General features: G+C 55.7%; 9 protein-coding genes. 4 read left to right on the forward strand and 5 right to left on the reverse strand.

Translation table 11 applies throughout. From position 1 onward, the window contains the following. Window positions 1-97 precede the first annotated feature (97 nt). Window positions 98-3,001, forward strand: a complete 2,904-nt coding sequence (locus JM93_RS04735; protein WP_145340890.1) for a hypothetical protein — start codon at window positions 98-100, stop codon at window positions 2,999-3,001. 167 nt (window positions 3,002-3,168) lie between these two features. On the opposite strand, the gene JM93_RS04740 is transcribed toward JM93_RS04735, so the two are convergent. The 3 genes from JM93_RS04740 to JM93_RS04745 all read right to left on the reverse strand — a co-directional run bounded on the left by JM93_RS04740 (window position 3,169) and on the right by JM93_RS04745 (window position 7,501). Further along, on the reverse strand, window positions 3,169-4,653 hold the full coding sequence (locus JM93_RS04740) for a methyl-accepting chemotaxis protein (protein ID WP_482822441.1): 1,485 nt from the start codon (window positions 4,651-4,653) through the stop codon (window positions 3,169-3,171). 308 nt (window positions 4,654-4,961) lie between these two features. Next, window positions 4,962-5,138, reverse strand: coding sequence for a hypothetical protein (locus JM93_RS21670; RefSeq protein WP_155197466.1), 177 nt, complete (start codon window positions 5,136-5,138; stop codon window positions 4,962-4,964). Window positions 5,139-5,338: 200 nt separating this feature from the next. Further along, window positions 5,339-7,501, reverse strand: coding sequence for a malate synthase G (locus tag JM93_RS04745; RefSeq protein ID WP_145340894.1), 2,163 nt, complete (start codon window positions 7,499-7,501; stop codon window positions 5,339-5,341). A 250-nt stretch (window positions 7,502-7,751) separates the two neighbouring features. Between JM93_RS04745 and JM93_RS04750 the strand changes: the two genes are divergently transcribed. The 3 genes from JM93_RS04750 (at window position 7,752) to JM93_RS04760 (ending at window position 12,366) form a co-directional block, all read left to right on the forward strand. After that, complete coding sequence (locus JM93_RS04750) at window positions 7,752-8,669, forward strand: DMT family transporter (RefSeq protein ID WP_155197468.1); 918 nt, start codon at window positions 7,752-7,754, stop codon at window positions 8,667-8,669. Between the two features lie 101 nt (window positions 8,670-8,770). After that, window positions 8,771-11,617, forward strand: coding sequence for a cation:proton antiporter (locus JM93_RS04755; RefSeq protein WP_145340896.1), 2,847 nt, complete (start codon window positions 8,771-8,773; stop codon window positions 11,615-11,617). Further along, window positions 11,614-12,366: an SDR family oxidoreductase gene (locus JM93_RS04760; RefSeq protein ID WP_145340897.1), complete on the forward strand. Its 753-nt coding sequence runs from the start codon at window positions 11,614-11,616 to the stop codon at window positions 12,364-12,366. The genes JM93_RS04755 and JM93_RS04760 overlap by 4 nt, the downstream gene beginning before the upstream one ends. A 22-nt stretch (window positions 12,367-12,388) precedes the next feature. Here the strand turns inward: JM93_RS04760 and JM93_RS04765 are convergent, their stop codons facing one another. Continuing rightward, window positions 12,389-13,195: a mechanosensitive ion channel family protein gene (locus JM93_RS04765; protein ID WP_145340899.1), complete on the reverse strand. Its 807-nt coding sequence runs from the start codon at window positions 13,193-13,195 to the stop codon at window positions 12,389-12,391. 115 nt (window positions 13,196-13,310) lie between these two features. Further along, entirely contained in the window at window positions 13,311-14,069 is a 759-nt protein-coding gene (gene mnmC2 / locus JM93_RS04770; protein ID WP_145340901.1) for a tRNA (5-methylaminomethyl-2-thiouridine)(34)-methyltransferase MnmC2, read from the reverse strand. Between the last annotated feature and the right edge of the window lie 18 nt (window positions 14,070-14,087).

Raw genomic sequence — 14,087 nt, forward strand, 5'->3', positions numbered from 1 at the left:
AAATTATCAGCCCGCATCTCTGTGGTTAATGCGAAGGACGAAAATTTTACAGGTGGGCGTTCCGAACCGGGCACTCACTGTGGCTCAGGAGTGCATTATGTCTTTTTATTCGTACCTTCCCAATTTTAGAAATTGGCTTCCGTCAACATTCCAACAAGGAAACACACCCGAAAACAACGGGATAGTTGGCAACCAAAAATCAAACGGGATCGGACCTTCGTCGAATGGCAGCAAGACCGGGCATCTGAAATTCGGCCAACACTCCGCAAATGCCCCAAAGGCTTACACCAAGAACACAACCCTGCGTGAAGTGATTATCCGCGAATGTGACAATGATCTGTTCGGCGCCATATCCGTGCACGTCAAGACCAGGCTCGGCCACCGGAATGACAATGGCTACAAAAATGCAGCCGATCTCGACAAACCGATTTCCACATTCACCTCAGCACAAGACTTCCGCAACTGCATGTCGAACGTGATGGCGGAAATCAGGAAGGACGAGAAATGGGTCATCGACCAAAGGAAAGAGGATCATGCCCTACGCGCGCAGTCCTACATCGGGTCCGCGGCTCTGCACTATCCGACTGTCCTCAATGCGCCTCCAAAGAATTCTATCCCACCAGAATTATTCCCTAGTATTCTAAAACCTTTTTCCCAAGCTTCCGTTGAAGACAGCCTCCTGCAAATCGCCAAAGCGCATCCGGATCCGGAGACCCTCCATACGCAGCATCAGAAACTGCAAAAGAATCTCGATAATTCAATTGCCGTTCTAAGCACGGCGAGATCAGATATCAAAGCACTCGAAATTGAGCGGGCAACACTCGTTCACAACAAAGACATGGCGGAAAATTTCGCAAATATTTCCAGGCGAGACGAAAGCAAACATGAAGGCGGCTGGACGAGTGTAGCCAAGAAAGCCGACTGTAAAATCAAAGAGCTCGATCAAAAACTAGAAGAAAAACAAGCCGTTGCTCAAAGACGTGAGAACGACATCGCTTTGACTCGCAGACAGATATCCGAATGCGAAGTCTGCCTGATCAATTGCGGCAAAAACGATATCGACAAAGCGCAATCGATGCTTGCTAACAGCCTCCAACAAACGAGCAAAACGTTTGCGCAACGAATTCAGCTGGCAAAAAGTAAAAGTGAGACGCATCAAGAGAAAATTGACGATGCCAACCGAAAACTACAGCCTCTCAACAGGCAACAAATACAGCTGCAGCAACTTGTTGAGAAAAAAACGCGGGAGTTTGAAGACTTTTCAGCCACATCCCCCCAAATAGCCTACAATGTCTTTCAACAAGCACCCAAATTTAATCCTGACGACCTAAAATTGGTCATACAATACATCAAGCAGAACAAAAATCCGCCTAATGACACCGATGCGGAAAAGCAGGCAAAGCACCTATACGCTGGCCTGCTCGATGCCATGCTTCAACACGGCTTCGTCAAAGGCGACATCGAAAAAAATTTCGAAGTCCTCAAAAACTCATCAAAAGCGCTGGCGCGCGGCGAAGAGTTCATTTCCCAGTATGAGGACGCAAAACACCGAATTGACAACAGACTCAAGTTTCTGCCGGTCAATGAGATGGTTCAGCACAAGTCACTGATCTCTTCGGCCCCTGCATACGGCGACGAGTCGAAGACCAACGACGATACAATCGGCAAAAAATTCAAGCGGACAAGTAAGCGCTCCCGTTCAAACAAAAATATTCAGGAAAAAAGTAAACGTTTGCTAAGCAAAACGAAAACTGACAAGATTCCGAATTTATCTTCTCAGCTTGACTTGCAGAAATCGAATGAGAATCACAGAAAACATGTTCTGCACTCAAAGGCTCTGGATGCGCAGGTCAATCAGTCTGTGCGTGAGATTGACCTGCTCTTGAAAGATACTTCTCTCAATGGACTGAATTCGGAACAACGGGACAAACTGCACCTTGTCCGCACACGGTGCAAAAATCTGGAAACACAACTCAAGCTTTTCAACCCGCGAAACCGCGGCACCGAAAACTATCAGAAGATCCAGCAGCGCATTGTCGATACCGCAGAAGACGCCCTTGCCGAGGTCTACAATGATCTCAACAGGAGCTTGGGGCATGAGCTGCACGAACATGGGAAGCACATCGTCCAACGGGACGAGAAAAGACTCAAAAAGACCATCGCTAAGGAAACACGGAATATTCCAGACACGAATATATACGGCCACAACGCCCGAGCAAATCAGCACGGAAACCCTGCCAAAGGGCCAGCCTTCGTTTTTGGGCAAAGCTACGGCCCCTATTTTCATGCGCCCAAATACATGGAAACCCAGATCCGTTCAGACTATGACAGCACCGCAAACAAAGCGATGACCTTGCCCCGCAACGCAGTGCTGATCGATTCCGCGGCTCGAGAAAACGACCGGAATGGTGTCGTGTTCAACACTCGCGACCCTTCCGGCGACGCCGTCATAGACAAAAACAACTATCACTTTGTTGCCAGGTCACATGACAGCACCAGCCATCCCGGCGCGCTTTCCGTTCAAATCAAGGCAAAGCACAACACAAACAACAATGAATACACAATAGGGACCCTGCATATCGGCTTCAGTGACACCCTCGACAGCAGACACGTCGAAAACTCCATGAACCGCCTGAACTACAACAGCTACGCTGATTTCAAACAGGAGAGCCGGTTCAAGATCAGCGTTCAAGACAATGAGAAGCGCGTCCTTGGACGAAAGCTTGACAGCCTAAATACACTGGAACTGCCGAAGGATGACGCAGCGCAAGTTGCAGCGTCTCTGGTCAACACCATTGCAGAGCAGGTGTTCTCGAACAATCAGCCTCCAAAAGCCGATGACCTTAGGAATGCCGCAGACACATTTACTGCAAAACTGCCGCAAAAGATTCTAACGGCCTTGTTTCCCAACAAGAACCAGCGTCCGGACAAATCGGACAAGGCTGCTTTTGCAGCTGCTGTTTTTGAAAAGGCACGAAACCTGGCGGCTGAAATCGAATAAGGCCACATAGCGGTCATATCGCAACCACGCTCGGATCGAACCGCAATTTGTCTTGAGCGTGGCCTTGCGGCTATCAGCGGGGCATCCGCTTGCGTCCGGCATGCCAGCTGCAACGCCCCTTGCAGAGGACTGCGCATGTGAGAGCGATTGCTGCGGTCATACACCGCTTAATTCAATGTGCTGGACGCTTCCCTGACATTCTGCGTTGCGGCGTCGATTTGCGCTGTCGCGGAGGATATTGCCTGCATGTTCGTGGTAATCAGTTCAACACCCTGGGCGGCGGATTGCATATTTGCCGAAATGTCATTCGTCACGGCTTCCTGTTGCTCCACCGCAGACGAAATGCTGGCGGCGATCTCGCCGATGTTGCCAATGACGCCAATGATCTTTGCGATCGCACCCACCGCGCTTTCAGTGGTCACCTGAACCGAATTGACCTGAGCCGATATCTCTTCGGTTGCCTTGCTGGTCTGCGAGGCAAGGCTTTTGACCTCCGACGCCACAACGGCAAACCCCTTGCCCGCCTCACCTGCGCGCGCGGCCTCGATGGTCGCATTCAGAGCCAGAAGATTGGTCTGGTCCGCTATCCCGTCGATCAACTCGATCACCGAACCGATGGTCTTTGCATCTTCAGAAAGGCCGGACATGATTTGGCTTGAGCGCTCGGCTTCACCGGCCGCGCTTTTCGACACGTCCAGAGCCACCTGCACCTGGCGGCTGATTTCCTTGATGGAGGCAACAAGTTCTTCGGAGGCTGCCGCCACTGTTTGGACGCTGGACGAGGTCTGTTCGGACGCTGAGGCTGAATTCGTCGCCTGCTGGGCCGCACTGGCTATCGAATGCGCAATTTCTTCCAGGTCACCGTCAATACGCGCCTGAATTTCCTTCTGTCTCTGGCGTTCTTGCACCTGAGCCGTAATGTCTGTCGCAAACTTCACAACTTTAAAGGGCCGGCCCGCGGCATCAAAAATCGGATTATAGGATGCCTGGATCCAGATCTCGCGCCCGCCCTTGGCCAGCCGCTTGAACTGTCCGGTCTTGAATTCGCCGCGGCCGAGTTCTGCCCAAAACTCTCCATACTCGGCGCTGGCGCGATATTCCGGCTCGACGAACAAGCTGTGGTGCTGCCCTTTGATTTCATCGAGCGTGTATCCCATCGCATTCAAAAAGTTGGGATTGGCGTCGAGGATTGTCCCATCCAGATCAAAGTGGATGACTGCCTGCGATCTGTTGATGGCGTTGATCTGCCCCTCAAAATCCGCGTTCTGCTTTTTCCGTTCGGAAATGTCGGTGGCTGTCTTGACCACTTTGACAACTTTGCCCGCACTGTTTTTGACCGGATTGTAGGAAGCTTGGATCCAGACCTCATTTCCCTGCTTGTCAAACCTCAGGAACTCGGCAGCTTCGAATGTGCCTTCAGCCAGCTTTCGCCAAAACTGCTGATATTCAGCGCTTGCGGCATAGTCGGGATCTACAAACATCCGGTGATGCTGACCCCGAATTTCCTCAAGAGAATAGCCCATTGCCGCCAGGAAATTGTCATTTGCCGTAAGGATCGTTCCATCCGGCTTGAACTCGATCATCGCTTGAGACTGGCTCAGCGCGTCCAAGGCTGCCTGACTGGTGCCCGGAAACAAGTAGCGCATTAGCATAATTCCTGTTCGATAGCCGCGTTATCGATAATTATGCCAAGGAGAATTAATAAAGAATTACTATTGTCATTTTTCTATCCTCCGCGTCAACTCAGATACTGTGAAGTCTTCCGGAAAAAGCGGATCTTAGAATTAGAATAAAATTGCAGAAATTCATTTGGATACTGCGCGCCGCCGGTCCGCGGCAGGGCGAAACTGGCTATCAGCTTTTGTCCGGAACCGGCTTGGCAAGGTCTTGAAGCTCCGCGCACAGCATGCCGCCAATATCAAAAAACCCGGCTTTACGCCGGGTTTTTTGTCTCGTTCATTCAGTGCGGGGATCGAGGTGCCCGATCCCAGAAGGGCCGTCCCAAACGCCCAGTGTCGGCAATGGGTTCAGCCTCGATTTTCAGCCGATACAGGCTTTGAGAAAACCATGGCAAACGATCGCGATGATAGTTCAAGCCATGATCCACCAAAAAGCACTTGGCCGTGTAGATGTTCATTGTTGGCTCCTCGGGTTGTTTATGGTTGTTCTACCCAACTGAGCTCAATATAAGCGCACATTGTGCACTTTTCAAGCGCATTCTGTGCGCCTTTCCCATGAAGCGGCGTGTGAAACACGTTGGACGTTGTTCTTGCCGAATAAAAAAACCCCGCATCTTTTCAGGATGCAGGGCTCAGAAAGTGACCAAAGACGCTTGGTCTATGCCGCGTGGCGGGCTTTGAACTCGATCCGGCGGCGGTGAAGCACCGGCTCGGTGTAGCCGCTTGGCTGAACCGTCCCTTCCAGCACCAGCTCGAGGGCTGCCTGGAACGCGACCGATCCCTCATAATCCGCCGCCATCGGGCGGTAGAGCGGATCGCCAGCGTTTTGCCCGTCAACCACCTTGGCCATTTTCTTCATGGTCTCCACAACCTGGTCCTTTGAACAAACGCCATGGCGCAGCCAGTTGGCAATATGCTGTGAAGAGATCCGCAGTGTCGCCCGGTCTTCCATCAGGCCGACATTGTTGATGTCCGGCACCTTGGAACAGCCAACCCCCTGCTCGACCCAGCGCACCACATAGCCCAAAATGCCCTGCGCATTGTTATCGAGCTCGGCCTGGATATCTTCCGGTGCCCAGTTGGGGCGCTCGGCAACCGGGATCGACAGGATGTCTTCCAGCTTGGCCGCCTCACGGGTTTTCAGCTCGGCCTGACGCGCGGAAACAGAAACCTTGTGATAATGCAGCGCATGGAGCGTAGCCGCAGTCGGCGACGGTACCCAGGCCGTGTTCGCACCGGACATCGGGTGACCAATCTTCTGCTCCAGCATGGCATGCATCAGGTCGGGCATGGCCCACATGCCCTTGCCGATCTGCGCATGGCCGGGCAGGCCGCAGGCCAGACCCACATCGACATTGTTGGTCTCATAAGCGCCGATCCAGGTCGCAGCCTTCATGTCGCCTTTGCGGATCATCGGGCCGGCTTCCATGGAGGTGTGCATTTCATCGCCGGTGCGGTCAAGGAACCCGGTGTTGATGAAGAACACCCGGTCCTTGGCCTGGCGGATACACTCCTTGAGGTTCACCGTCGTGCGGCGCTCCTCGTCCATGATGCCCATCTTCAGCGTGTTGCTTGCCATGCCCAGCGCATCTTCGACACGTGTGAACAGCTCGCAGGCAAAGGCCACTTCTTCCGGGCCATGCATTTTTGGCTTCACGATATAGACCGAGCCGGACCGGCTGTTCTTGTTCACACCGTTCGGACCAATGTCATGGAGGGCGATAAGCGCCGTGATCATGCCATCCAAAATACCCTCGGGCACCTCGTTGCCGTCCGCGTCCAAGGCCGCATCGATGGTCATCAGATGGCCGACATTGCGCACCAGCAAAAGCGAGCGGCCGTGCAGGTTTCGTTCCGAGCCATCCGGCGCCGTGTAGCGGCGGTCGCCGTTCATGGTCCTGGTGACGGCCTTACCACCCTTTTCAAAGGTCTCGGAAAGGTCCCCCTTCATCAGGCCAAGCCAGTTTGAATAGACGACGACCTTGTCGTCGGCATCGACCGCGGCAACCGAATCCTCGCAGTCCATGATCGTGGACATGGCCGATTCCAAAACGACATCGGAAATATGCGCCTTGTCGGTCTTGCCGATCGGATGGTTGGCATCGATGACAATGTCCAGATGCAGTCCGTTTTTGGCCAAAAGGATGTTGGTCGGTGCGTCGGCTGCGCCATTATACCCGGCGAACTGGTTGGCTTCGGCCAGTCCGGTCGTAGCGCCTCCGGTTTGCACTTGCAGCACACCATCAACCACGCTGAGACCGGTCGCTTCGGACCAGGATTGACCGGCAAGCGGGGCGGCCTCATCCAGCACTTTGCGGGCATAGGCGATCACCTCTGCGCCACGTGCGGGATCGTATCCGCCGGCCTCCGGCTTGGAGCCCATCGCGTCGGTGCCATAAAGCGCATCATAAAGAGAGCCCCAGCGCGCATTGGCGGCATTCAGGGCGTAGCGGGCGTTCATGACCGGAACAACAAGCTGCGGCCCCGCAACCTGGCCGATTTCCGGATCAACCTTCGCCGTAGACACGGAAAAAGCCTCGCCCTCCGGCACCAGGTAGCCGATCTCAGTCAGGAAAGACTTGTATGCGGCCATGTCCGGCGTCCCCGGATGGGCGCGATGCCATTCGTCGATCTGTTTTTGCAGCGTCTCGCGCTTTTCCAGCAGAGCACGGTTCTTTGGCGCCAGGTCTTCGACGATCGCCGCAAGCCCCGCCCAAAAGGCATCTTGTTCAACACCAGTGCCCGGCAAAGCCTTGTCATTGACGAAGTCATACAGCTGGCGCGCAACCTGAAGCCCGTTGGCATTCACCCGTTCGCTCATTCTTGTCTCTCCCTTATCGCGCCCCAAAACGGCGGATAGCGCATGTCTGGCATTTGGCTCTTTCTGGCGCCTGGGCGATGTGAGGTCAATCGCCTGACGCGCGCAATCAGCTTTTCGCTTTTGGAAACAATTTCTCTGATTTGTTCGGCAATCGCTCGTGTTGCGGCCACTTCGATGCCCCAACGGCCTTGCCGCAGGTGGCCAGTTGCGCCATGTCTAGCAGCCACATGGAAATTGATAAGGTATCCTGATGTTTTCTGCCGCCTCCCGGCTTGGCAATGGGCTTTACGCAAATGCCATTTTGCTTCTGGTACTAACGACCCTGTTTTGGGGCGGCAACACTGTTGCCGGGCGCTTGGCGATTGGTGAGGTCTCCCCGCTGATTGTGGTGGCCCTGCGGTGGATTATCGTTGCAAGTGTCATGCTGGCCTTCATGTGGCCCCGTGTCTTGCGAGAGTGGCCGATAATGCGGCCGCACATCGGCAAGATGGCCTTGATGGCAGTTTTCGGTTTCGTAGGCTTCAACTCGCTGTTCTACATCGCAGCCCAGAGCACGACGGCCATCAACCTCGGGATCATTCAAGGATCCATGCCGGTTTTCGTACTGATCGGCTCGGTGATCGCGTTCAGCACCCGGGTCGGCCTTGTCCAAGCGCTGGGTATCTTCGTGACCGTGGCAGGAGTGGTGCTGATTGCCTCCCAGGGAAGTCTGGAGGTTCTAAAAAGCCTATCGGTCAATCCTGGTGACGGCATCATGCTGATGGCCTGCGTGCTTTATTCCGGCTACACACTTGCACTTCGCAACCGGCCGCAGGTTTCCGGGCTTGTGTTTTTCACCGTGCTTTCGGTGATCGCCGCCATCACTTCCCTACCGGTAGCGGCCTATGAAGTGGTGCAGGGGACGGCACAGTGGCCGACATTCAACGGATGGCTGGTTGTGCTTTACATCTCGATTTTCCCGTCCTGCCTCAGCCAGATCTTTTTCATGCGCGGAGTTGAGCTGATCGGACCGGCAAGGGCCGGCGTGTTTATCAATCTGGTGCCGATCTGGGCCCCCATCCTGGCGGTTGGGATTTTAGGCGAGCCGTTTGAGTGGCACCACGGTGTTGCGTTGGTTCTCGTGCTGACCGGGATCTGGATGTCGGAGCGCAAGCAAAAGCGGGTTTAGCTCGCCGTCAAACCGGCGGATCTGTGTGTTTTCAATGTCCTGTCGAAAAAAGACCGCGATGTGCGCTTGGAATTGACGTTCTTCGAGCGCACATTGGCGGCATGGAAACACCGATCGTCATAGGCTCTTTTGCCGGCCTGCTTATTATCATCTCGCTGCTGCAACCGCTGGCACGGCGCTTTGGCGTTGCGCCGAGCGTCTTGCTGGCAATGGTCGGCACCCTGATCGGCGTTGTTTCGACATATTTACTCTACACCCCGGACACCAATGCGTTTAACGCTGTTGCGCTTGTTTTTGTGGACCCTCCGCTCGACGCGGAGATGATTCTGTATATTTTTCTGCCGATCCTTTTGTTTCAGACGACTTTGACCCTGGATGTGCGGCGGATCTTTGAGGACATCGCCCCCATCCTGCTCATGGCAGTGGTTGCGGTTCTCGTCGCGACTGCGTTTATAGGCTTTGCGCTTTATCCGCTGTCGAGTGTTCCACTGGTCGCTTGTCTGCTGCTCGGTGCGATCGTCGCCACCACCGACCCGGTCGCTGTTGTTGCCATATTCCGGGACATCGGTGCGCCGGCGCGCCTTGGGCGGATTGTGGAAGGCGAAAGTCTCCTGAACGATGCGGCTGCTATCGTATTGTTCGTGATTCTGCTCGGCATTTTGACTGGACAGCAAGAGCCGGATGCGGCGCAGGCGACAATGGCGTTTTTCCGCTCGTTTTTGGGCGGAGTCATCGTCGGCGCCATTTGCGCGAGAATTGGCGTCATGATGTTGCCGATCATGCGCGATCTGCCGCTCGCACAGGTGACACTCAGTCTCGCCCTTCCCTACGGAATATATGTTTTCAGCGATCAGTTCGCCGATGTATCGGCAGTGGTCGCCGTGGTCAGCGCCGGGATCCTGTTCAACTTGTACGGCCCGGCCCGCATCGCCCCGGAAAGCTGGGAGTTTCTGCATGATGTTTGGGAACAGATCGCGTTTTGGGCGTCGTCGCTGATCTTTATCCTTGCAGCCGTGCTGATTCCCAAACTGGTCAATGGCTTCACCCCAATCGACATTCTGCTGCTTGCGGTGCTTGTAGCCGCGGCCTTTGCAGCCCGTGCAGTGGTGATCTTCGGCCTTCTTCCGGTCCTGTCGCTGATCAAGGCCGGTCAGTCCGTCAGCCACAAATACAAGACGGTCATGTTATGGGGTGGCATGCGCGGAGCCGTGACGCTGACCCTCGCTCTTTCCGTATCAGAGCATCCGTCACTCGCGCAGGATGTGTCCGAATATGTGGCAAAGCTGTCAACTGCCTTCGTTCTATTCACCTTGCTGGTCTACGGGATCAGTCTGAAGCCGCTTATCAAATTGCTCGGTCTCGACCAGCTCAGCCCGCGCGACCAGGCCATTCGCAGCCAGTTTCTTGCCTTGGCGCTGTCCGACGTCAAACAGGGTGTGGAAAATGCGGCCGAGGCCTACCACATCGAACCGCGCATTACAGAACGCGTGACCCGGGATTACGACACGCGGGCGGCCTCGGCCCTCGAAGAAACGGCAGCTCTGGAGGAACTGAAGGACAAGGACCGGGTAACTCTCGGCCTCATCGCGCTGGCCGACCGTGAACGGCAACTCGTGCTTGACCACTTCCACGAAAAAACCATAGCCAGCCGCGCGGTCTCGTTGCACCTCACCGTCACCGGGCGGATCAGCGATCTGACACGCAGTGAAGGCCGCGTCGGCTACAACCGCGCCAGCCGCATGCCGTTGAAATTTTCACGCGGCTTCCGTTTGGCTCAGTGGCTTCAGCGCCGGTTAAAGATCAAGCGCCCGCTGGCGACGCTGCTTGCCGACCGTTTCGAGTTTTTGCTCGTCTGCCGGATCATGGCCGGCGAGCTGATCGAATTCAACCGGACCCGTATCCGCCCGCTCGTCGGCGAACGGGTGGGCGACATTCTTCATGACACGCTATGCGCCCGACGGGACGACATTCACAAGGCGATCGAAGCGTTGCGCCTCCAATATCCGGATTATGCCGATGCGCTTGAAACCCTTTTCCTGCGCAAGACTGGCCTTCGGCTGGAAGAAACAGCCTATGCTGAAGCCCGCGAACAAACCCTGATCGGTGCCGAGCTGCACAACGATCTCTCCCGGGATATCGACCGGGTCAGGGCGCAAACCTATCGCAGGCCTAATCTGGACCTGGGTCTGAAGACACGGGATCTCGTCGCCAGCCACCCCTTGTTCGAGGGGCTTTCGGCCAAACGCAAAAAAATGATCATGAAAAAGATCAGGCCATATTTTGCGACGCCGGGGGAAAAGCTGATCAATCGCGGGGACCGCGGCGATGCTGCCTACTTCATAGCGTCTGGAGCGGTTGAGGTGCGACTGCCGAACCAGACCATCCGGCTTGGCCGCGGCGATATCTTTGGAGAGATCGCCCTGTTGACCGGCGCACGCCGGACCGCGGACGTGATTGCGCTCGGCTATTGCCAACTCCTTCGTCTCAAAGCCAATGACTTCCGCGAGCTGATGAAAAAGGCGCCCGACATCAAGCAGCGCGTGAAGGAAGTCTCCAAAATGCGTCAGGCCGTCACCGACAATATTGCCGATGTGGTTGATTCCCATCGCGAACCGGAGGCGGCGGCAACCAAACCTGCCGCAGACCTTCCGCCGGTAGAAGGTGCGGATGAAGCCAAATCAACGCCCCCCACCGAAACACCGCAAGACGCCAAGCTCGAAGCTTTGGCGGATCCGGTGCAGCAAGAGACCGCTGAAGCACCTCCAGCTGACACCGGCGAAACCGGCGCCCCCCCAAAGAGAGCGCCGGAGACCTCCATTGCGGATGATACTGCGCTCCGTGAAGCCGAATTGCCTATGCCGGACCATGCTGCTTCGGATCAGACGGAACCAGCGGCCGACACGCAAAAAGACAAACAGACCATCAGGCAGGTGGAGCCAGCCCAATGAGTGTCAGCGGCAAAGTGGTTTTGGTAACGGGCGCCAGCTCCGGGATCGGCAAGGCGACCGCGCAAGCATTTTTGGGCGCCGGGGCGCACGTGGTCATGACCGCGCGGCGGCTGTCCCTGCTTGAACAGACGGCAGCCGCAACCGGGACTAAAAACGCGCTGTGCCATGCCTGCGACGTCTCTAATGCCGATGAGGTCGATGGTCTTTTCAGCGTTATTGAGCAACGCTTCGGGCGTCTCGATGTTGTGTTCAACAATGCCGGAAACAATGTTCCCGCCGCGCCGATTGACGAAATCCCGGTCGAAGACTGGCTGAAAGTGCTGAACGTCAATTTGCACGGCGCGTTTCTGATTGCGCGCGGCGCATTCGCGATGATGCGCAAACAGCAGCCGCAAGGCGGCCGCATTATCAACAACGGGTCGATCTCCGCCCATGTTCCGCGCCCGGGTTCGGTCCCTTACACGACAACCAAGCACGCAATCACCGGATTGACCAAAACGCTTTCGCTGGATGGCCGGCCGTTTGACATCGCATGCGGTCAGATCGATATCGGCAACGCAGCCTCCGAGATGACCGCCCATTTCGAACAAGGCCTGCCGCAAGCCGATGGCACGATCGCACCGGAGCCCGTGATGGACGTTGTCCATGTGGCCGATGCGGTCGTGAATATGGCCGGCCTGCCGCTGTCGGCCAATGTTCAGTTCATGACCCTGATGGCGACAAAGATGCCCTTTATCGCCCGCGGTTAAACCGGCCCCACCCTGTGGCAGTTCAGCCCGCCTTCTGGATCTCAACCGAATGCGGATACGGGATCGAAACGCCGTTCTTGTCGAAGCTCTCCTTGACCGCCTTGAGCATGTGCCATTTCAGCTCCCAATAGTCGCTAGCATTGCACCAAAGACGGACCCCGAGATCGACCGAACTGTCTCCTAGATTAACCAGCCGGACCCACGGTTCCGGATCGGGATGAACGCGCTGGTCAGCTTTCGCCACATCCAAGATGAGATTGATCGCCGTATCAGGATCGTCGGCATAGTCGATGTTAAAGGTCAGATCGAGCCTGCGTGTGCTGTGTGCCGAATAGTTGGTCACGATAGCCCCCCAAGCTTTGCCATTGGGCATAATGATCTGAACATTGTCCGGTGTGACGAGTTCGGTCACGAAGATGTTGAGGTCCTGCACCGTTCCGCTGGTGCCGCCAATATCAACAAACTGACCGACCTTGTAGGGTCTGAAGATGATCAGCATCACGCCGGCGGCGATGTCGCTCAGTGTCCCCTGAAGCGCGAGCCCGATGGCAAGTGTACCAGCACCGAGCACGGCAACAAGGCTGGTTGCCTGAATGCCGAACAGATTGAGGACTGCGATGAACGTGACGAGCAGGACCAGCCATTTGACAATAGAGGCCGCAAAGCTGCCGATCGTATCGTCGATCTTCGGGTGGCTGACAATGCGCCGCTTGACGAGGCCGGACAGGAACCCTGCCAGGATCCAGCCGACAATCAGGACAATCAACGCCTTGACCGCGTTTATGATAAGCGGCGTGTAAACGCTCACCTGGTCGACAACTCCATCCATACCCAGTAACTCCCGCTTGGCAATTTTAGCGGGAAGATGCACAGGTTTTCCATTGCACACAAGGGCTTGAGGAGCTGCCGCGTTCGCTTGCACCGCTTTGTTCGACGCAGACCGTTCAGCTTCCGCGGCCCGAGCGGCGGCCGGTTACCATTTCGCGCTTGCCTGCAAAACCGTTGGTTTTTTCCACCTCAAACCCTGCTGCGGCAAGGTTCCGGCGGACCCAGCCAGCCGACGTATAACTGGCGCAGGTCCCATCCGGCGCTGTCAGGCTGGCTGCAGTTCGAAGCAGGTCTTCCTCCCACAATTCCGGGTTCTTCGCCGGACTGAACCCGTCGAGAAACCAGGCGTCGATGTGCGGAATCACATTGGGTTCCAGTTGCGCGCTGCCATCTGATGCAGTCTTGAGGTTGTTGATCAGCTGACGGGCGTCACCGATGCCGAGAACGAGCCGGGTGTTTGCAAATTCAAGCACCTGCCAGCCTAAGGCCGGCGCCCAGCGCGCGCAGAGTTGCGCGGCCTCATCTTCGAGATCCGGAAACGCGCCAAGGGCCTTTGCCAACTGTTCCTTCGACATTGGATAAAGCTCGAAACTGACGTAAACCAGCTTGAGATCCGGATGAGATTTTTGCTTTTCCTTGTGGACAGCGAGAAAATTCAGCCCGGTTCCGAAGCCCAGTTCACCGATTGTGAAACAGGCACGATCGGACCACCGGTCCGGCAATCCGTTGCCGGCCAAGAACACATGGCGCGTTTCGCTTAATCCCCCGGCTCGTGAGAAATACGTATCATCAAACCGGCTTGCTTTTGGCACCCCATCTTCGAGCCAATCCAGATCAGGTGTTGAAAAAGACTTGGGATGGTCAGGCAGATTCATTTCATTTTGATCCAAAAT

Origin of the sequence: Roseibium hamelinense (assembly GCF_007830545.1) — a bacterium.
GTDB classification, from domain to species: Bacteria; Pseudomonadota; Alphaproteobacteria; order Rhizobiales; family Stappiaceae; genus Roseibium; species Roseibium hamelinense.

Coding starts and splice junctions, on each gene's coding strand:
- mnmC2 (WP_145340901.1), bottom strand. CDS start 14,069: ATGAATCTGCCTGACCATCCCAAGTCTTTTTCAACACCTGATCTGGAT.
- JM93_RS21670 (WP_155197466.1), bottom strand. CDS start 5,138: ATGAACATCTACACGGCCAAGTGCTTTTTGGTGGATCATGGCTTGAAC.
- JM93_RS04765 (WP_145340899.1), bottom strand. CDS start 13,195: ATGGATGGAGTTGTCGACCAGGTGAGCGTTTACACGCCGCTTATCATA.
- JM93_RS04740 (WP_482822441.1), bottom strand. CDS start 4,653: ATGCTAATGCGCTACTTGTTTCCGGGCACCAGTCAGGCAGCCTTGGAC.
- JM93_RS04760 (WP_145340897.1), top strand. CDS start 11,614: ATGAGTGTCAGCGGCAAAGTGGTTTTGGTAACGGGCGCCAGCTCCGGG.
- JM93_RS04755 (WP_145340896.1), top strand. CDS start 8,771: ATGGAAACACCGATCGTCATAGGCTCTTTTGCCGGCCTGCTTATTATC.
- JM93_RS04750 (WP_155197468.1), top strand. CDS start 7,752: ATGTTTTCTGCCGCCTCCCGGCTTGGCAATGGGCTTTACGCAAATGCC.
- JM93_RS04735 (WP_145340890.1), top strand. CDS start 98: ATGTCTTTTTATTCGTACCTTCCCAATTTTAGAAATTGGCTTCCGTCA.
- JM93_RS04745 (WP_145340894.1), bottom strand. CDS start 7,501: ATGAGCGAACGGGTGAATGCCAACGGGCTTCAGGTTGCGCGCCAGCTG.